Origin of the sequence: Hyphomonas sediminis (genome assembly GCF_019679475.1) — a bacterium.
Taxonomy (GTDB): Bacteria; Pseudomonadota; Alphaproteobacteria; order Caulobacterales; family Hyphomonadaceae; genus Hyphomonas; species Hyphomonas sediminis.
The window spans coordinates 3,422,501-3,439,537 of the sequence record NZ_JAIEZP010000001.1; the positions used below are offsets into that span (position 1 = coordinate 3,422,501).

Consider the following 17,037-nt stretch of genomic DNA (forward strand, 5'->3'; position numbering starts at 1 on the left):
CATGTGTTAGGCCTGCCGCCAGCGTTCGTTCTGAGCCAGAATCAAACTCTCAAGTTGAGTTGTTGATCTGACGAACCATCCCAGGAAAATGGGACGGTTACTTTGCTGTATAAGCATAAGTATTGCGTTCTTTGACGAGAACCCTTTATCACAACAGAAAGCCGAAGCTTTCCGATGGAAAAAGAATTCTCAAGAAACACATCGTCGTGATCGTTTTGAACCTCTTGCGAGGTTCGCAAGCCGTCACGCCGCCTGCGTTTCTCTTCCTATCTCTTACGATGTCAAACAGCGTGGGCCGTGGCCCGGAATTCTGTGTCCTTCAGTAGGCCGTGGCCCCGTCCGGAAGTGGCGGCTTATACAGCCGTCTTTTTTCCCGTCAACCACCTTTTTTCGCCATTCTGCAGTTCGTTAGAACCACCAGATTTTAGCGAACAGAATGTCTTGGCCGATTAGTTTCGGCCCAGTCATTCGGGCGTTCAGGAAGTGGCGGCTTCTATCGTCACCACCTTTCCCGTCAACCCTTTTTTCGCTTTTTCTGCAGTCCGTTAGAACCACCAGATTTTGCGAACTGAACTTCCTGGCCGAGCAATTCGGCCCATCCGTTCGGGCGTTCGGGAAGCGGCGGCTTTTAGAGCCACCGTTTCTCCCGTCAACCACTTTTTCACCCCTTCTTCAGAATTCCACACCGTAGCGTGAAGGCCTGATTTTAAGAGCGAACAGAACCCTTAGACCGATCATCTCGGCCCATTGGTTCGGGCGTTCGGGAGAACCGCACATATAGCCGCTGTTCGGTGTAAAGGGCAACCCCTTTTCTTCCGTTCGGCGACCGCTCTGCGGTCTCGCTGGGCCGTTTGTTTCCGCCCGGCTCAGCGAAGGCCGCGATGTAGCGGGGGCGTTTTCAGACCGCAAGGCATGAATCCGCGAAATCCACAGTTTCACTGCACTTTGTGGACAACCCTAATATTGGGCAGAGAGGTAGGACTTCATCGCCTGGGCCTCCGCTTCGGTCTCGGCGATCTTCCATTTCACCAGGTCGCCGATCGAGACCACGCCGGTCAGCCGGCCATTGCGCACCACGGGCAGGTGCCGGATCCGCCGGTCGGTCATCAGCTGCATCGCCTCATCGACCTTGGCTTCCGCGCCGATGGTAATCACGGCCCGTGTCATGGCGCTGCCGACATCCATGTCGAGCGCCCCTCCCCCGCCGCGCGCCACTTGCCGGACGATATCGCGTTCCGACAGCACACCGATGATCTCGCCTTCCCCGTCCAGCGTCACCACGGCGCCAATCCGGCGTTCGTCCAGAAGGCTGGCCGCTTCGCGCAGGGTATTGTCGGCCCGCAGTGTAATCACTTCGCGGCCCTTGGCATTGAGTATCTGTTCAATGATCATCTGACTGTCCTCCCATCGGGCGGCGGCCTTCAGGCCGTCTCACCATCCGTGAGGATACCATAGCGCGAAGATCTGCGCGACCCCTTTCAGAAAGGGCCGGAAAGCCCCTGTTTTCGCTTAGTTATCCAGCCTGCGCAGGGCATCCCAGATAAATGCACGCCCCAGAAACGCGCCGGCAATGAAGCTGCCGACATGGATTTCCCAGGCAATCGAAGCGCCCAGAAGCGATGGCCCGATGAGCGCGAACAGGTAGTTGGCCACGATAAACAGTCCGGTCACGGCCAGGAAATTCCGCGACAGAAGCCGGGCGGACGCTCCGTCCCGCATCAGCAGGAAAGCCCCCATCAGACCACTGATCCCGCCCGACGCGCCGATTGCCAATGGACCCGATGGGTTGTTGAGCAGGAGGTAAAACAGCCCGCCAGCGGCCTGCGTCAGGAAGATCAGCACAAAGAGGATAACCCAGACCCCAGCGTTGCGCCCGCCATAAATTGCCGACAGGATTTCGATCATCGGCTTGCCCAGCGCCAGCAGGAAAACTGCGTTGAGGATCACATGCATCCAGTCGCCATGCAGCAGGGCGCTGAGGAACAGGGGCGCGGCCGCCTCCAGCCAGCCGGGATAGGCCGGCGCCCCGCTGGGCATCAGAACCTGCCCGTTCACCCAGCCCCAGAAGCGCTCGGGGAACAGCGCGCCATGATACAGCGCCGCCAGGTTCATCTGTTCTGGCAGGAAGGCGCGCAGGCCATGCAGCGCAATCAGCGTCAGCGCAAATGCTGTCAGCGGCAGCGGGGCGTTGATGATGGGCTCGCGGGTTTGCTGGCCGCTCATTCTGCTTCTCCGATCCGGTCGGCCCCCTCGAATCGTGGCGACCGCTCCTCTGTTCATGCCTGCGCAGACGTTAAATTTGCCTCGCCGGCGTCTCAAACTAGCTCCTTACATATGTATACGAAGATCTTTCTCACCCTCATGGCGGCGCTTTATCTCGCCTTCGGCCTTCTTTCCCTGCTCAATCCGGCAGGCATGACCGCCAGTCTGGATGTGGAAATCGGCGGGCCGAACGGCCTTTACGAGATGCGGGGCATCTATGGCGGGGTCAGCCTGGCCGCCGCCGCCCTCTGCGCGGCGGGCGCCCTGCGGGCCGCCATGACCCGCCCGGCGCTCTGGTTCATCACTATATATATGGGCGGCTATGTGTTCGCGCGGTTCGCCGCCCTCGTCCTCGGCCCCTCCCCCACCAGCAGCTATATCGGCTTCGTCGCGTTTGAGGTCTTCGCGCTCGCCGCCGCGGTCCTCCTCCTGAGGGCCCGGCGCGGCGCCTGATTCTTGTCCGCCCCAAAAGAAAAGCCCCGCGCGAGGGCGGGGCTTTCCGGGAATTTGGCTGGCAGGACGGATCAGAACGTCTTGCGCAGGGTCACGCCATAGGAACGGGGCGCCACAGGGTAGCCCATATAAGAGCCAGCCTGCGCCACGGCCGGGAAGGCCGTCAGGATGTATTCGTCGTTGAACACGTTGCGCACCCACAGCGTCACGCCGAGGCCGTTGTCATTGGTGAAGCCGGTCGAGGCGTTGAAGGTGTTGACCTTCTTCTGCTCGCCGAATTCAGCCTGCTCTATATCGCTGTCGAAATGGTCGACCGCGCTCTCATACTGCCAGTCGCCGCGAACATAAGCGTCCCAGCCGCCGACATCGAAGAAGTAAGTCGCCGCCGTGGAGGTCGCCACTTCCGGGATGCCATAGACTTTCTGGCCGGAGAGGTCGCCGTTCGCCGAGTTCGGGAAGCTGTCATAGACCGGGTCCTGAAGCGTACCGGCCACCATCAGCTGCAGGCTGTCGATCGGATTCCAGGTCACGTCGAACTCGACGCCCTGATTCGATTGTTTGCCGGCATTGGCGAGCGCGAAGCCCGTTCCCGTGAACACGTTCGACTGGAAGCCTTCGATCGTCTGGTCGAAATAGGCAATGTTGAACGCGACGTTGGAGTAGACGCCCTTCAGGCCGACTTCGAACACCGTCGAATCTTCCGGGCCGGCATAGCGCGTGCCGGTCGTCAGGTTCGGCAGGGCCAGGCCTGCGTCCCGGATCGGCGAAGACGGCGGGTTCGTCACCGGCGAGCCGGGGATGAAGTCCCGTGCGAACGGGCGCGAGTCGCGCGACAGGTTCCACGAAGTCGCCTTGAAGCCCGTGGCATACGACACATAGGTATTGAGGTTGTCGTTGATGTCATAAGCAAGACGCAGCGTGTAGGTCGTTGCCGAATCTTTCGAGCGGCCATCTTCCACAGCATTCGGGAAGCCGAGGAATGGCGGCAGGAACTGCAGCGGCTGCAATGGCAGCAGCGGGTTGCCGACGGTCGCGCCGGAGGCAATGCACGCCTGGCCGGCATCATTCCCGTCCGCAATGTCGTTCGGATTGCAGACAGCATTGACGGAGGCAAACTGCTGCATCCCGGCAAACACCGCCGGATTGGCCTGCGCGAAGGCACCGACTGCCGCAGGATTGGTCGGATCAACGCCCGCATTGATCAGCGCCTGGCCAAGCAGGGCTTGCTGGCCAACGGCATAGAAGTCCACCGCAGAGAACGCGTCGGTTGCCACGATGCTGTTGCGCGCGTTTTTCTTGTCTTCAGTGTAGTTGAGGCCAATCGTGGCCGTCAGGCGGTCTGTCAGGCGGTAATCAACCGTGCCGAAGATCGACCAGGCAGTGTTGTCCTGCCCGGCATCGTCGCGGAAGCCCTGCCCCGCCTGACCGAACGTGCCGACCGGCAGCCCCAGAATACCTTCCACCTGCGCGAATGCGGGCGTGATGAAACCGCCATTGATGGCGGCAAACACCTGCTCCGGCGTCATCGAAGGCGGATTACCCAGTTGCTGCATCACCGACAGCACATCCGCAAAATTGCGGTAGTCCGTGCCGTAGAGCAGCGCGTTCTTGATATCGACCTTTTCGTCGAAATAGAAACCGCCAACCATCCAGTCGAGGCGGTCGCCATCGGTCGAGGTCAGGCGGATTTCCTGGGTGAAGGTGTCGATATCGGTCTCGTTGGAGTTCTCGCCCAGCAGGTCAGCGCCGGTGAAGTCGGAATCCTGATTGGTTTCCATGCGCGACATGCGATACGCCGTGATCGAGGTCAGGCGCATTCCGGAGAAGTCGAAATCGCCCTGCAGCGACAGGCCGCCATTGTCGATCTTGTTCGTGGACGGAAGGTTATACGCCACGCGGTAGCTGTAAGGATCTTCCGGAACGAGCGTCCCGCCGATGGCCTGCACGATTGCGCCCGTCGGTCCGTTGATGACGTTGGCCGCTGCGCAGCACAGCTCGTCGATCTGGTCGAAGTCGCCCATCAGGCGGAAAGTGGTGTTGACGTTGGGTTCGAACAGCAGGTCGCCGCGGATGCCCCAGCGGTTGCGCTCGTTGGTCTTGGTGCCCGTGCCGATATCATCGACATAGCCGTCACGCTTGTTGTAGGTCACGCCAATGGCGCCGGCGAGGTTCTCGGCCAGCGGGCCGGTGACATAGCCGCTCGCGCGATAGCCATCGTCATTGCTGATCGTTGCATCGACAACGCCGCCCAGCTCGAACTGCGGCTTCTTGGTCACCACCGAGATAACACCCGCCGATGCGTTCTTGCCGAACAGCGTCGATTGCGGCCCGCGCAGCACTTCGACCCGCTCGATGTTCGGCAGGTCGGAGATCTGCGAAGCCGAGCGCGACCGGTACACGCCATCGATAAACACGCCGACCGACGGTTCGATGCCGGCATTGTTGGCGCCGTTGCCGAAGCCGCGGATCACGAAGTTGGTGTTGGCCGAGGATTGAAGCTGGCCCACGCGCAGCGACGGAACGATCGACTGCAGGTCGTTGAGGTCAACGATGGCGGCCCGCTCGATGGTTGCTTCATCAACCACCGAAACCGCGATCGGCACATCCTGCAGCGTCTGTTCGCGCTTGGTGGCCGTGATCGTCACGGTCTGCATGGTGCGGGTTTGTTCGGGGGCGTCTTCTTCCTGGGCCAATGCCGGGGCTGCCATCACGGACAGCGCGCTCAGGCCAACGCCGAGACAAAGCATGGCGCGCAGGGCCTTCCGGCCTGCGGGCATCACGTCATATTTTGACACTAGGGTGTTTCCTTCCTGGGAGTTTCAGACTGTTCAGTGGAGTTGGCCCCCGCGCCTCCCCGGTAAGAAGGCGTGTGAGCGGATAACATTATTATTATGGACGGACTGTAATCGGACGATTCGCTTGCCCGCAAGTCTCCCCCTCACACTGCCCCCGGTTCACGCGCCTGATTGTTCCGGGCTGAAACGGCCCGTGTGTGCCACGCCCGCAAGGCATTCCGCTCAAAACACCTTCCGGGGAACAGTTCTTCCCTCTTCACGAAGGGTAAACCCCGTGTTTACGCACTTTTATTCCCCCTCCGCGTGAATCCCGCGAACTGGAACGATTATTGCGATTGTCAGGCCGGAACGGGCGTCAGGCGCCCATAGAAAACACCGGGAGCAATCCAGAACATGGTCGAGCATTCGATCCACCCGAATACCCGCGTCCTGCTTGAGGCATGGCGCCGTATGCAAACCGAGCCCGACGGCCACATCGCTGGTGGCCCGTGCGTTACCGAACACGAAGACCTGATCGAGCGCATCTTCGTGCTCGAACTGATGGACGACCGCTCCTGGCTGGTGCGCACGGCGGGCGAAGCCGTCACCGCGCTTGTTGGTCGGCGCCTCGCCAACCAGAACTTCCTCGACCTGTGGAGCGGCCCGGACCGTATCATGGTCGGCGCCTGTCTCGATGCGATTCGCATTGATGGCGGCCCCGGCGTGATCCGCGGGCGCGGCGAAACCCTCCAGGGCGCCCGCGCAGACCTTGAAGTCACGCTCATGCCCCTGTCGGCCGGTGCCGGCAGCACGGCGCGCACCCGTATGCTCGGCCTTTACCAGACCGTCAGCAGTGAAGGCGCGCTCAATGGCCAGCCTGTATTCCGTCACCGCGTCTCGATGATCGCTCCGCCCGATACGCGGCGCGTTGGTCCGAAGCTGCGCCTGGTGGCCTCGAACTGAACCTACCCGTTCTGCCCAGAAGGGCAGTCCGCGTGAAGTCTGGCCTCGCCGGTGGATCAGGGGGCTGAAGCGCCAGAATGGCGCGCACCACCGGGCGGCCCGTGCGGGAGGGTCTTCCCTCCCCCGCGCGCCGCGTCAGGCTTCACGCGATCTTTTTCTGCAGGCGCCTGTTTCAGGCTGCTTCGAGCGGCGGAATATCCGACACGTCGATTTCCGCCTCCGCCTTCAGCAGGTCATAGCTCATCTGAAGGTTCATCCAGAACTCGACACTGGTGCCAAAGGCGCGCGACAGGCGCTTTGCTGTGTCCACCGTGAGGGCAGTTTCCTCTCGGATCAGCCGTTCGACCCGCGTGCGTGGCACATGGATATGCCGGGCCAGCCGGATCGGGCTGATGCCCATCGGCTCCAGAAACTCTTCGCGGAGAATTTCGCCGGGATGGACCAGCGCTTTCAAGGTCGTCATCGCCATCTCCTTTCAGTGATAATCCACGATCTCAACATCCTCAGGGCCGTTTTCGCCCCAGGTGAAACAGATGCGCCACTGATCATTGATCCGGATCGAATACTGCCCGGCCCGGTCACCCTTCAGGGCCTCCAGCCGGTTGGCCGGAGGTATCTTCAGATCCTCCAGCCGATGGGCTGCCTGCAGCATTGCCACCTTGCGAACTGCCACCCTGAACAGGTTTGAAGGAAAGCCTTTCCCTGGCCTTCCCTCGAGAACCTGCCCGATCAGATCGCCGCGCGTGCTCTGTATCACAAGACAATCCGTATCACACCATGATACATTTTGTCAAGCATCCCGGATCACGCCAGCGCCGGTTCCTCCCGCGCCATCGCCGGCTTGCCGAGGATCATGTCGGCGGCTTTCTCCGCCACCATGATCGTCGGCGCGTTCGTGTTGCCGCCCACCAGCGTTGGCATCACCGAAGCATCCACCACACGCAGGCCTTCCACGCCGCGCACGCGCAGCTCGCCGTCCACCGGGCTGGCCTCCGTCGCGCCCATCGAAACCGTGCCGACCGGGTGATAGATCGTCTCGCCCTTCTGGCGGATGAAGGCGTCGATCTCCGCATCGGTCTTCACAGAAGCGCCCGGCATGATCTCACCGGCGGTGAAAGCCTTCAGGGCATTCTGGCGGGTTACGTCGCGCACCATCTTCACCGACTCCCGCATCACGCGGCGGTCTTCTTCCGTGGCCAGATAATTCGGGTCGATGGCCGGGTGCGCAAACGGGTCATTCGAGGCCAGCAACACACTGCCCTTGCTTTCCGGGCGCAGCTGGCAGGCGTGCACGGTATAGCCATCCTTCTCCGGCGCGGCATTGCCGTGATCCATCATGATGGCATTGACGAGGTGCAGCTGGATGTCTGGCATCGACAGGCCGGGGCGCGAGGAAATGAAGGCCCCCGCCTGAAGGAAGTTATCCGCCCCCGGACCAGTCTGGTTGTAGAGGTATTGCAGGCCGACGCCCAGCTTCTTCAGGCCCTTCTGCTGCGAATAGGCCGAGATCGGGTCCACCATGTCATGGATGATCGTCACGTCCAGATGGTCCTGCAGGTTGCGGCCCACGCCGGTGGACTTCACCTTCGTCTCGATGCCCTGGCGCTTGAGTACGTCCGGATCGCCCACGCCCGACAGCTGCAGGATCTGCGGCGACTGTACCGCCCCTGCCGAGAGGATCACTTCGCGGTCTGCGCGGATCTGGCGGGCCACCCGGCCCTTCCCTTCGGCCACTTCCACGCCAACCGCCTTGCCCTTCTCGATCAGCACGCGGGTCACCACGCCGGTCGACAGGATCGTCAGGTTGGCGCGCTCTTTCTCGATCGGGCGCAGATAGGCAAAGGAGGCGCTCCAGCGCCCGCCCTTGAAGATGGTGCGCTGGTAGCGGCCAAAGCCTTCCTGGCTCGCGCCATTGAAATCTTCCGTAACCGGATAACCTGCCTCACGGCCAGCATCGATGAAGGCCTGGTAAAGCGGGCTCGACATCGGGCTCTCGGTTACGTTCAGCGGGCCTTTGCCACCGTGGAAATCATTGGCCCCGCCCTCATAGCTTTCCGACCGGCGGAAGTAAGGCAGCACATCGGCATAGCTCCAGCCCTTGAGGCCCATCTGGCCCCACAGGTCATAATCGCCCGCATGGCCGCGAATGTACACCATGCCATTGATGGACGAGGAGCCGCCCCAGCCCTTGCCGCGCGGCCAGTAGAGGCGGCGGTTTTCCATGTGCTGCTGTGGCTCGGTGAAGAAGCCCCAATTGTGATCGTTGGGCTGCTTGATCAGGCCGCCGACGCCCGCAGGCATCTTAACCATGAGCGAGGTGTCTTTCTTGCCTGCCTCGATCAGGCAAACCTTCACATTGGGATCGGCCGAAAGCCGGTTGGCCAGCACGCATCCCGCACTGCCGGCGCCCACAATAATATAATCGAAACTGTCCATCCTGTTTTCCTCCCGGCGGCCGGCCGCTTTTTGATTGTTGGCCGTAAACTATCTTCTTCACCGGTCTGCGCAAGAAATTGTCAACGTTCATGAATTATCGGTCAGGCGTGACATTTTGCCTGCATGGCGCTTGGGTGGGGCGCGGCCGGCTGAGCAGGAAGTAAGACATGACGCGGCCCCTAGCCCAATCTCAGGACGCTGAGTCCGGCCGGCTTTCGCGCCGCGATCGCCGCGGTTTCAAGCGCGTGGAACTGAAACTCACGGGCCGCTTCCTGGTTGGCGATACCGACGATTTCGAGCTGCGCACCGCCAACATGTCCTGCGACGGGGCCTTCATCGTCTCGAAGGAACTCCCCGGCATCGACGAACAGATCGTCTGCTACTTTGATGATGTGGGCCGCGTGGTGGCCAATGTGGTGCGCCATTCCCCCGGCGGCTTTGCCGTCCGCTTCCACACCTCCCCCCATAAGCGCGACAAGCTCGCCGACCGCCTGACCTGGCTGATCAACCGCGACCGGCTGGGCCTGGATGAAGAACGCGGCAGCGAGCGTTATCGCGCCAGCGGCGAAGCCGTCGTGAACCTGTCGGATGGCGGCCAGCTGAAATGCTCGGTCACCGACATCTCCCTCACCGGCGCCGCCTTCGAGGCTAATGGCAAGCCGCCTTTCGTCGGCGAGAAGGTTTCGGTCGGCAATCTCGTCGGCGAGGTTGTCCGCGTCACCGGCAACAAGTTTGCGGTGCGCTATATTCACGGCCAAAAGCCCGCCAGCCGGTCAGATGTCTGAAGCCCACGCCCGGCGCCCGAAAGCCTTCGGCGCCCCCGCCGCCGCGCCTGCCGCGACAGCCCCCAAACCGATCGATCTCTCGCGCATTGATCCGGCCATCTGGCGCCTGCAGGTCCAGGGCACGGTCCATGGCCCCTATACGCTCGGCCAGCTCCAGCAATTCGTGATCGAAGGCCGGCTGCATCCGGGGTCTCACGTCTCGGCCGCCGAGAACCAGCCCTTCCTGCCGATCCGCGAAACGCCCCGCCTCACCGAGGCACTCGCCCCCGCCTTTGCCGAGCGCAACCGCCGCCGCGCCGAAGCCTCCAACTATCTGATTGTCGCCCGCGCCCCGGCCCCGGCCGAAGCCGCCCTCTGGCGCGACCTGCCCGGCTGCCTCGATGGCCTTGGCAAGCATGTCCAGACCATCCCCGGCACCTTCCTGCTACGGTCCGCCCGGTCGCTGGCCGAGGTGCGCGCCGCCCTCGCAGAAGCGCTGCCGAAAACCGCGCAAGTCTTCGTCCTGCAGACCCGCGAAGCGCGTCTGGGCTGGGTCGGGCTTGATGAGAGCATGAACGACACGGTGCGCGCCGTCTGGAACGCGCCGCTGTCCTGAACCAGGCTCAACCTGTCCCGAAGTGTCCCTGATTGTCCCCGGAATGATCCGGAACGTCCTCAAAAATACACGGTTTGATACGCTCCGGGCTCACTTTGCCCCGGAAAGCAACGTCTAGCCGAGGCGTTTGATTCCCTTGGCATGGCGCTGCCAGTTCTCGACATAGTGGATCGCAGACATCCGGATCACCTGAAGCTGGACCTCTGATACATCTTTGACCACTTTTCCGGGGGCGCCCATCACGAGCGAGTTGTCGGGGATCTCTTTTCCCTCCGGAATCAGGGCATTAGCCCCAATGATGCAATTTCGACCAATCTTGACCCGGTTGAGGATCGTCGATCCCATGCCGATCAGCGTGTCGTCGCCGATTTCGCATCCATGCAGGATTACGCGGTGGCCAACAGTGACATTCTTCCCGATCGTCACCGGCGCGCCCTTGTCGGTGTGGATCACGGTGAGATCCTGAATATTGGAATTTTCTCCAATGATAATAGGGTCGTTGTCACCGCGCAGGACGCAACCATACCACACCGAGGCGCTCTCTTTGAGCACCACATTGCCCATCACTTCGGCGCTTCCGGCAATCCAGAACTTCCCCTCACCCGGCAAAGTCGGCGCCACGCCGTCCAGTTCATAAATTGCCATCTCGATCTCCCTTTGCCCGCGCAATCGTTACGCTCGCGGAATGTCACTTAACCGTCCGATAATATTGGTACTGTATAGTCATTGCAGATTCGGAGAGGCAATGGCTCGATTGGTGCCCATTCTCACCTCACCACCGGAAGCGCCCCTTCCGGCTACGGCGGTGCCGCTTCCAAATCCGGCACCCCGCACAATCCCCGCTCCCGTAAGCCGCTGCGCATTTCCGCCAGCGGCTTTTTTCATGCCTGCAGCCAAGGAGGCCTCCCATGGGTAAACGCAATCCTGCCAAGCGCCTGAAGCACGCCGCGGAGGTTCACCCCTCCGACTGGTTCGAGGCGTCAGCACGCGGAAAAGGGCCACAACTCCATGCCATCGAGGGCGGACGCCGCGGCTGGCACCCGGATGACGGGGAGACGATCACCAATCTGCAGGCACCCGAGCGCACCCAACGCTACCAGAAAACGGTAAAGCCCCGTTCCGAAAACCAGGCCCAGCTGATGGCGGCGATGGATACCAGCGCCCTTGTCTGCGCCCTGGGGCCAGCGGGTACCGGGAAGACTTATCTGGCGATCTGCAAGGCGGTCGAAGCCCTGCAGAAAGGCCGCGTTTCCAAGATCGTCCTCTCCCGTCCCGCCGTCGAGGCAGGCGAGCAGATCGGCTTCCTGCCCGGCGGCATGGAAGACAAGCTCGCCCCCTACCTGCGCCCGCTCTACGACGCCCTGTCCGATCGCCTCTCCCCCGGCCAGCTGAAGCACATGCTGGCAGAAGGCGTGATCGAGATCGCGCCTATCGGCTTCATGCGCGGACGCACCCTCAACAACGCCTTTATTGTCATAGATGAGGCCCAGAACTGCACCTACACCCAGCTCAAGATGCTGCTCACCCGGCTTGGCTGGCACTCCACCATGGTGATCACGGGCGACCCCAACCAGTCGGACCTGCTACCGGAATTCTCCGGCCTCTCCAAAGCCGCCGAAAAGCTGGAACAGCTCTCAGGCGCAGCGGTGATCCGGCTTGAAGCGGCCGATGTGGTACGCCATCCGCTGGTCGCGGAAATGCTCGACGTGCTCTGAAGCCGCCGCCCGCGCTTAACCAGGATGCGGGCCCTCCGGGGCCCGCTCTCATTTCTGGCCGGCATCTTGGCCTGTTTCTTGCCTCCTGACGGGCAAAAGCCCATTCCCAGGAGGGAAAAATGTTCAAGAACAGGCTCCAGATCGCCGCTGCGCTCTCAGTTTTCGCCGTTTCGGCGTGTGCCCAGATCGGCACAACGCATGCGCCAATTGTCCCATCCACGCCCGCGCAAGTCGCTGCGGCGGCGGAAGCCCCAGCCGGCTGGCGTCCATTTTCCGCTGACAGCCCGTGGAACACGAAGATCGCCGCTGACGCAATGTTCGATCCTGGCTCGCCCGAGTTGATCGCTGCGGCCACAGCCTCCAACGCACTTTACATCAACATCCCCGAATGGACGGTTGCGACCTACTATATCGACAGCGCAACCACGCCGAAGCGTCCGTTTTTCCCGTACTTCTACGGCGTTTATGGACGGGGCTTTGCGCCGGGGTCGGCAATCCCCGCACCGGATTTCGCCAAGCCCTCCGGCCCCGACGGCGGCACAGAATTCCTTTCGATGATTGACCCCAAAGCCGGCAAGGCCTGGGAAATGCGCCAGCCTTCCTTCAATGCCGAAGATGAAAACTGGCGCGCCAGCTTCGGCGCAGAAGTCGACCTCACCGGAACCGGCGTTCCAACGCCCTGGATGCAGGCAGCCCAGTCAGATGCCCATACCGTGCGCCCCTCGGGAATTCCGCTGACAGCCGGCCTGATCCGTCTCGACGAGATCAAGGCAGGCCGCATCGATCACGCGCTTGCCTTTGCCTATCCGGCCCCGCGCACCGGCCAGTTCGTCTCGCCGGCAGCGGATGCGCTTCCGGCATCGGATACCCGTCCAGCCAATCATTTCGGCCTGCCGCTTGGCGCCCGGATTCAGCTTGATCCAAACTACGACATTGAAAATACCCGTCTCTCGCCCACCGGCAAGGTGATCGCCCGTGCCCTGCAGGAGTACGGCGCCATTCTGGTAGACGATGCCGGCGCAATTACGCTTTTTGCCGAAGGCTCGCCCACTCAGGTCGACGCGTGGCGTGGTGTGCTGTCGCCAACTGAGCTTCAGCTGCTCTTCACGCCTGACATGATGGCAACCAATTTCCGGGTCATCGACACCGGCGAGCCGATGGCAGGCCGCCCCCGGCCGCTGCGCTAGCTCGGCCGGGAGGTTTCGTAAGGACTGTCCAGCGAGAAAGCCGGAATCCGTGCGACCATCTCCCCGCCTTCGTCATCGACGAGGTCATACGTGCCGCTCATCATGCCCGAAGGCGTGGCAAGCGGCGCGCCGGACGTATAGCTGAAACGCTGCCCCGGCCCGAGGGTCGGGGTCTGCCCGATTACGCCCTCACCATCGACCGCCTGCAAACGCCCGACCGAATCCACGATGCGCCAATGCCGGCGCACGATGGTCCACACCCGGTCGCTCTCATTCTCGACCTCGACCGTATACTGCCACATGAATTTGGCCCGTGCGGGCTCGGATTCGTCGTGCAGGAATTTCGGCCGCACACGGATGCGAACGCCATCGGTGATGGCTTCATATTGGGGAGGTGCGGGCCGTTTTGCCATGCGCGAAGCCTTCCCCGGCAGAAGTTCACAAGCTGTTAAGCGCGCCCAGAAGATCGGCCTCGAGGTCGTCTGCATCTTCCAGTCCGACCGACAGGCGGATCCAGCTGCGGTCGAGCCCCATCGCTGCCTGCTCTTCATCCGACAGCGCGCGGTGCGTCGTTGTCGAGGGATGGCAGGCGAGCGATTTGGTGTCGCCCAGATTGTTGCAGATATCGACCAGCTTCAGCCCGTTGAGGAAACGGAACGCCTCGTCCTGCCCGCCTTTCAGCGAGATGGCGAGCAGCGTACCGCCGGACTTCATCTGTCGCTTGTGGACCTCGTAGTGTGGATGATCCTTGCGGTGAGGATAACGCACAGCGCGGACGGACGGGTGCGCAGCAACCGCATCCGCCAAGCGCGCCGCCGTGCGGCTTTGCGCTTCCACGCGCAGCTGCATCGTCTCGAGGCCCTTCAGCACGACCCAGGCGTTAAACGGCGAAGCCGCCGGCCCCATATGGCGCAGCCACGGATCGTACACTTCGCTCATCAGCTTTTCATTGGTGAGGATCGCGCCGAGCAGAACGCGCCCCTGCCCGTCCATATGCTTGGTGGCCGAATAGACGACGACATCGGCGCCCAGTTCCAGCGGGCGCTGCAATACGGGGGTGGCGAACACATTGTCCACCACCAGAATTGCTCCGGCGGCGTGGGCAAGTTTTGCAACCGCTTCAATGTCCACGCCATCGAGCAGCGGGTTGGCGGGGCTTTCGATCAGCACCAGCTGGCAGCCCTTGTCGATCTCCCGCTTCCAGGCGTCGAGGTCAGCCCCGTCCACAAAGGCCGCCTCGATGCCGAACTTCGGCATCTGGTTGGCAATGATCCAGCGGCAGGAGCCGAACAGCGCGGTCGCCGCCACCACCCGGTCGCCGGCTTTCAGCGGCGCAAGGATCGCGGTGGAGATCGCGCCCATGCCCGAGCCCGCCACGCGGCAGGTCTCTGCGCCCTCGATCAAGGCGAGGCGCTGCTGCAGCATCTCGGAGGTCGGGCTGCCATAGCGGGAATAGACGAAGCCTTCTTCCTCGCCGGCCATGCGGCGCATCGCCTGCTCCGCCGAGTCGTAGGCATAACCCGAAGTCAGGTAGATCGCCTCGGAGATCTCGCCATGCTGCGAGCGCATGAGGCCGCCGCGTACCGCTTGGGTCGCCGGTTTCCAGCCCTTCTTGTCGCTGCCCGATGCATCGGCCATGGCTCTGATCCTTGTGTTTCCTGAGCGGGGTCTTATGCCTGAGCCCAACAGGGTGCAAGTGATGGCTGATATTAGCGGGGTTATACCCGACTTCGAGATTGAAGCGCTGCTGAAAAGCGGGGCAATCCGGTGCGAAGACGCGCCGGAACCGGGCCAGATTCAGCCCGCCAGCCTCGACCTTCGGCTCGCCGTTGATGCCTACCGCCTCCGCGCCAGCTTCCTGCCGGGCAAGGACCGCACGGTCGCCGAGATGCTGCAGGAGCCGGGCATCCACCTGCACCGGATCGACCTGACGCAGCCTGAAGGCGCGGTGCTGGAAACCGGCTGCGTCTATCTCGTGCCGCTGCAGGAATCGCTGCGCCTGCCCGCCGGGCTCTCAGCCCGCGCCAATCCGAAAAGCTCCACCGGGCGGATCGACGTGTTCACCCGCCTCGTCACCAATCGGGGCCGCGCCTTCGATGAAGTGCCCACCGGCTATTCCGGTCCACTCTATCTGGAGGTCAGCCCGCGCACCTTCCCGATCAAGGTGCGCCCCGGTGACCGGCTTGCCCAGCTGCGCTTCAAGAAGAAGAAGCCCGAAACCCTGCGCGAAAAGGTCGTCTCCATTGATCTTGAGCCGCCCGCCGGCCAGCCTGCGGGTTACCGCGCCAAACCGCATTCCGGCGTGGTGGACCTTCAGGACCTCGGCGCGCACGAAGTCAGCCAGTTCTGGGAACCGGTCTATCCCAAGGCAGGCCGCATCGTGCTCAATCCGGAAGAGTTCTACATCCTTGTCAGCCGCGAGACCGTGAAGGTCGCCGCCAATGAGGCCGCCGAGATGGCCCCCATTGCGCCCGAACTGGGCGAGTTCCGCGCCCACTATGCCGGCTTCTTCGATCCGGGCTTCGGCACCAACAAGGCCGGCAGCCGCGCCGTGCTCGAAGTGCGCTCGCGCGACGTGCCTTTCATCCTTGAGCACGGCCAGCCCGTCGCCAAGCTGATCTATGAGCCCATGACGGAAAAGCCCCGCCAGCTCTATGGCGGGCGGGGCTCCAACTATCAGGGCCAGGGCCTGAAGCTTTCCAAGCATTTCGCGCCAGACGAAGGCTGACGCGGAAACGCTACGATCAGCTGCCGAACGCGTAGACCAGCGACACGCGCGTTGCCGTGTCGGTGTCTTCAAAGCCGATCGGCGGGTTGGTGTCGTGGCGAACATCGAACGACACACGCGCCGAAAGCGCACCGGTCAGCGCCGCCGTCAGGGCCAGCGAGTTCGTCAGCTGTGTTGATTCTTCAGCATACAGAACGCTGGTATCGTTGGAGAGCTTGACATTCTCGTTGAACGCATAGGCAAATTTGGATGCGCCGACGACCGAGAAGCTCTCGACGGTTTCCGCCGGAATGATCACCGGACCGGGCAGCACGACCTGCTCCTTCACCTCGTCAATCTTGATACCGGGGCCGCCTTCGACCGACCAGCTCGCCTTCTCGCCCGTCAGGATGGTGTAGCCTGCGCCGCCGCCGAGGAAGATGCGGCTGTCGAAGCCTGAGAACTCGTCAGCCTCGTAGGAGCCACGACCGAACACATAGGCGCGTTCGCCCAGCTTGCGGTCGAGCTGCCCGGCAAGGAAGATGCGGTTCTTGGATTCGGCGCCGTCGATCTCGCCATAGTCGGCCAGCGCTTCGACGCCCGTGCGCCACAGATCGCTGTCGCGGTTCAGTTTCAGGCCAAGGCCCAGATCGCGCGTGTCGGTGTTGCCGGTGGTCACCCCGGCGCTCAGCGAGCCTTCGCCCTGCCAGGTTGCCGTCTGCGCACTTGCAAGGCCGGCCACCGAAAACAGGACACCCGCTGCTGCCATCATCTTGGTCTGCATGCCATTTCTCCATTCTTGTCTGACTTTGGCTGTCAGGGGGCGGGATAAAGCACCGACCAAGGCCAAATGATGACCTGACCACAGGCGCGGGGACATCCCGGCACAAGCTGTGGCTTTGGGGTCACGCTTGGCGCGCGAGACACAAACGTCGCAGAAACAAAAAGCCCCGGAAGCAAGCCTCCGGGGCATCCTGTTCAGCTTCTGGGCCGCCGCTGCCAAAATGGCGCCGAGCGGCTTCACTCGATCAAAGATCATATGGTGGTCCTGAATGTCGGAGATGCCTTGCCGGGTGTTTGGGTCACAAAACTTGCCGATCATTATCCCCAATCTTGAGTTCAGCGCCGCACAAGACGCCCCTTTTCCGCCCGGTGGTTGC

The 17,037-nt window shown here is 62.4% G+C and carries 17 protein-coding genes and 1 rRNA gene (1 of these 18 running past the window's edge); 7 read left to right on the plus strand and 11 right to left on the minus strand.

What is annotated here, in order from left to right; all coding sequences use genetic code 11:
- The 3 genes from K1X12_RS16485 to K1X12_RS16495 all read right to left on the minus strand — a co-directional run.
- Positions 1-57 (minus strand): 16S ribosomal RNA (locus K1X12_RS16485) (it extends 1,396 nt beyond the left edge of the window).
- A gap of 900 nt (positions 58-957) precedes the next feature.
- The gene (locus K1X12_RS16490; RefSeq protein ID WP_220988688.1) at positions 958-1,392 is read right to left on the minus strand and encodes a CBS domain-containing protein; all 435 of its coding nucleotides are present in this window, start codon (positions 1,390-1,392) and stop codon (positions 958-960) included.
- A 117-nt stretch (positions 1,393-1,509) separates the two neighbouring features.
- Entirely contained in the window at positions 1,510-2,223 is a 714-nt protein-coding gene (locus K1X12_RS16495) for a rhomboid family intramembrane serine protease (RefSeq protein ID WP_220988689.1), read from the minus strand.
- A gap of 111 nt (positions 2,224-2,334) precedes the next feature.
- Here K1X12_RS16495 and K1X12_RS16500 point away from each other — a divergent pair, with 111 nt between their 5' ends.
- Entirely contained in the window at positions 2,335-2,715 is a 381-nt protein-coding gene (locus tag K1X12_RS16500) for a DUF4345 family protein (RefSeq protein WP_220988690.1), read from the plus strand.
- A 71-nt stretch (positions 2,716-2,786) separates the two neighbouring features.
- On the opposite strand, the gene K1X12_RS16505 is transcribed toward K1X12_RS16500, so the two are convergent.
- A complete protein-coding gene (locus K1X12_RS16505) occupies positions 2,787-5,510 on the minus strand; it encodes a TonB-dependent receptor (protein WP_220988691.1) in 2,724 nt (907 codons plus the stop codon).
- Between the two features lie 393 nt (positions 5,511-5,903).
- Between K1X12_RS16505 and K1X12_RS16510 the strand changes: the two genes are divergently transcribed.
- The gene (locus tag K1X12_RS16510) at positions 5,904-6,452 is read left to right on the plus strand and encodes a PAS domain-containing protein (RefSeq protein ID WP_220988692.1); all 549 of its coding nucleotides are present in this window, start codon (positions 5,904-5,906) and stop codon (positions 6,450-6,452) included.
- A 172-nt stretch (positions 6,453-6,624) separates the two neighbouring features.
- Here the strand turns inward: K1X12_RS16510 and K1X12_RS16515 are convergent, their stop codons facing one another.
- Genes K1X12_RS16515 through K1X12_RS16525 form a run of 3 tightly spaced genes read right to left on the minus strand, consistent with a single transcriptional unit; the run spans position 6,625 to position 8,888 of the window.
- Positions 6,625-6,915 carry a HigA family addiction module antitoxin gene (locus K1X12_RS16515; RefSeq protein WP_220988693.1) on the minus strand — a complete coding sequence of 97 codons (291 nt, stop codon included), beginning with the start codon at positions 6,913-6,915 and terminating at the stop codon, positions 6,625-6,627.
- A 12-nt stretch (positions 6,916-6,927) separates the two neighbouring features.
- Positions 6,928-7,209 carry a type II toxin-antitoxin system RelE/ParE family toxin gene (locus tag K1X12_RS16520; protein ID WP_220988694.1) on the minus strand — a complete coding sequence of 94 codons (282 nt, stop codon included), beginning with the start codon at positions 7,207-7,209 and terminating at the stop codon, positions 6,928-6,930.
- Positions 7,210-7,256: 47 nt separating this feature from the next.
- Positions 7,257-8,888, minus strand: coding sequence for a choline dehydrogenase (locus tag K1X12_RS16525; RefSeq protein WP_220988695.1), 1,632 nt, complete (start codon positions 8,886-8,888; stop codon positions 7,257-7,259).
- Positions 8,889-9,055: 167 nt separating this feature from the next.
- On the opposite strand from K1X12_RS16525, the gene K1X12_RS16530 reads away from it, so the two are divergent.
- Positions 9,056-9,673 (plus strand): PilZ domain-containing protein, encoded by a 618-nt coding sequence (locus K1X12_RS16530; RefSeq protein ID WP_220988696.1) that lies wholly within the window; start codon positions 9,056-9,058, stop codon positions 9,671-9,673.
- Complete coding sequence (locus K1X12_RS16535; RefSeq protein ID WP_220988697.1) at positions 9,666-10,268, plus strand: GYF domain-containing protein; 603 nt, start codon at positions 9,666-9,668, stop codon at positions 10,266-10,268. Before K1X12_RS16530 ends, K1X12_RS16535 begins: the two co-directional genes overlap by 8 nt.
- Positions 10,269-10,382: 114 nt before the next feature.
- Here the strand turns inward: K1X12_RS16535 and K1X12_RS16540 are convergent, their stop codons facing one another.
- Positions 10,383-10,913 carry a gamma carbonic anhydrase family protein gene (locus K1X12_RS16540; RefSeq protein ID WP_220988698.1) on the minus strand — a complete coding sequence of 177 codons (531 nt, stop codon included), beginning with the start codon at positions 10,911-10,913 and terminating at the stop codon, positions 10,383-10,385.
- A 263-nt stretch (positions 10,914-11,176) separates the two neighbouring features.
- Here K1X12_RS16540 and K1X12_RS16545 point away from each other — a divergent pair, with 263 nt between their 5' ends.
- Together K1X12_RS16545 and K1X12_RS16550 are read left to right on the plus strand one after the other, a co-directional pair.
- Positions 11,177-11,983, plus strand: a complete 807-nt coding sequence (locus tag K1X12_RS16545) for a PhoH family protein (RefSeq protein ID WP_220988699.1) — start codon at positions 11,177-11,179, stop codon at positions 11,981-11,983.
- 119 nt (positions 11,984-12,102) lie between these two features.
- Positions 12,103-13,170 carry a hypothetical protein gene (locus tag K1X12_RS16550; RefSeq protein ID WP_220988700.1) on the plus strand — a complete coding sequence of 356 codons (1,068 nt, stop codon included), beginning with the start codon at positions 12,103-12,105 and terminating at the stop codon, positions 13,168-13,170.
- On the opposite strand, the gene apaG is transcribed toward K1X12_RS16550, so the two are convergent.
- Both apaG and metZ read right to left on the minus strand, forming a co-directional pair.
- Positions 13,167-13,583 carry a Co2+/Mg2+ efflux facilitator ApaG/CorD gene (apaG, locus tag K1X12_RS16555; RefSeq protein WP_220988701.1) on the minus strand — a complete coding sequence of 139 codons (417 nt, stop codon included), beginning with the start codon at positions 13,581-13,583 and terminating at the stop codon, positions 13,167-13,169. The two genes, K1X12_RS16550 and apaG, sit on opposite strands and share 4 nt — an antisense overlap.
- Before the next feature lie 25 nt (positions 13,584-13,608).
- The gene (gene metZ, locus K1X12_RS16560) at positions 13,609-14,808 is read right to left on the minus strand and encodes an O-succinylhomoserine sulfhydrylase (protein ID WP_220988702.1); all 1,200 of its coding nucleotides are present in this window, start codon (positions 14,806-14,808) and stop codon (positions 13,609-13,611) included.
- Between the two features lie 61 nt (positions 14,809-14,869).
- Here metZ and K1X12_RS16565 point away from each other — a divergent pair, with 61 nt between their 5' ends.
- Positions 14,870-15,898, plus strand: a complete 1,029-nt coding sequence (locus K1X12_RS16565) for a 2'-deoxycytidine 5'-triphosphate deaminase (protein WP_225908014.1) — start codon at positions 14,870-14,872, stop codon at positions 15,896-15,898.
- A 16-nt stretch (positions 15,899-15,914) separates the two neighbouring features.
- On the opposite strand, the gene K1X12_RS16570 is transcribed toward K1X12_RS16565, so the two are convergent.
- Positions 15,915-16,661, minus strand: a complete 747-nt coding sequence (locus K1X12_RS16570) for a DUF481 domain-containing protein (RefSeq protein ID WP_220988703.1) — start codon at positions 16,659-16,661, stop codon at positions 15,915-15,917.
- Positions 16,662-17,037 lie beyond the last annotated feature (376 nt).

Excerpts from the sequence above, each read along its gene's own strand:
- apaG (WP_220988701.1), bottom strand. The coding sequence starts at position 13,583 with ATGGCAAAACGGCCCGCACCTCCCCAATATGAAGCCATCACCGATGGC.
- K1X12_RS16490 (WP_220988688.1), bottom strand. The coding sequence starts at position 1,392 with ATGATCATTGAACAGATACTCAATGCCAAGGGCCGCGAAGTGATTACA.
- K1X12_RS16565 (WP_225908014.1), top strand. The coding sequence starts at position 14,870 with ATGGCTGATATTAGCGGGGTTATACCCGACTTCGAGATTGAAGCGCTG.
- K1X12_RS16500 (WP_220988690.1), top strand. The coding sequence starts at position 2,335 with ATGTATACGAAGATCTTTCTCACCCTCATGGCGGCGCTTTATCTCGCC.
- K1X12_RS16495 (WP_220988689.1), bottom strand. The coding sequence starts at position 2,223 with ATGAGCGGCCAGCAAACCCGCGAGCCCATCATCAACGCCCCGCTGCCG.
- K1X12_RS16550 (WP_220988700.1), top strand. The coding sequence starts at position 12,103 with ATGTTCAAGAACAGGCTCCAGATCGCCGCTGCGCTCTCAGTTTTCGCC.
- K1X12_RS16540 (WP_220988698.1), bottom strand. The coding sequence starts at position 10,913 with ATGGCAATTTATGAACTGGACGGCGTGGCGCCGACTTTGCCGGGTGAG.
- K1X12_RS16510 (WP_220988692.1), top strand. The coding sequence starts at position 5,904 with ATGGTCGAGCATTCGATCCACCCGAATACCCGCGTCCTGCTTGAGGCA.
- K1X12_RS16530 (WP_220988696.1), top strand. The coding sequence starts at position 9,056 with ATGACGCGGCCCCTAGCCCAATCTCAGGACGCTGAGTCCGGCCGGCTT.
- K1X12_RS16570 (WP_220988703.1), bottom strand. The coding sequence starts at position 16,661 with ATGCAGACCAAGATGATGGCAGCAGCGGGTGTCCTGTTTTCGGTGGCC.
- K1X12_RS16545 (WP_220988699.1), top strand. The coding sequence starts at position 11,177 with ATGGGTAAACGCAATCCTGCCAAGCGCCTGAAGCACGCCGCGGAGGTT.
- K1X12_RS16515 (WP_220988693.1), bottom strand. The coding sequence starts at position 6,915 with ATGACGACCTTGAAAGCGCTGGTCCATCCCGGCGAAATTCTCCGCGAA.
- K1X12_RS16535 (WP_220988697.1), top strand. The coding sequence starts at position 9,666 with ATGTCTGAAGCCCACGCCCGGCGCCCGAAAGCCTTCGGCGCCCCCGCC.
- K1X12_RS16525 (WP_220988695.1), bottom strand. The coding sequence starts at position 8,888 with ATGGACAGTTTCGATTATATTATTGTGGGCGCCGGCAGTGCGGGATGC.
- metZ (WP_220988702.1), bottom strand. The coding sequence starts at position 14,808 with ATGGCCGATGCATCGGGCAGCGACAAGAAGGGCTGGAAACCGGCGACC.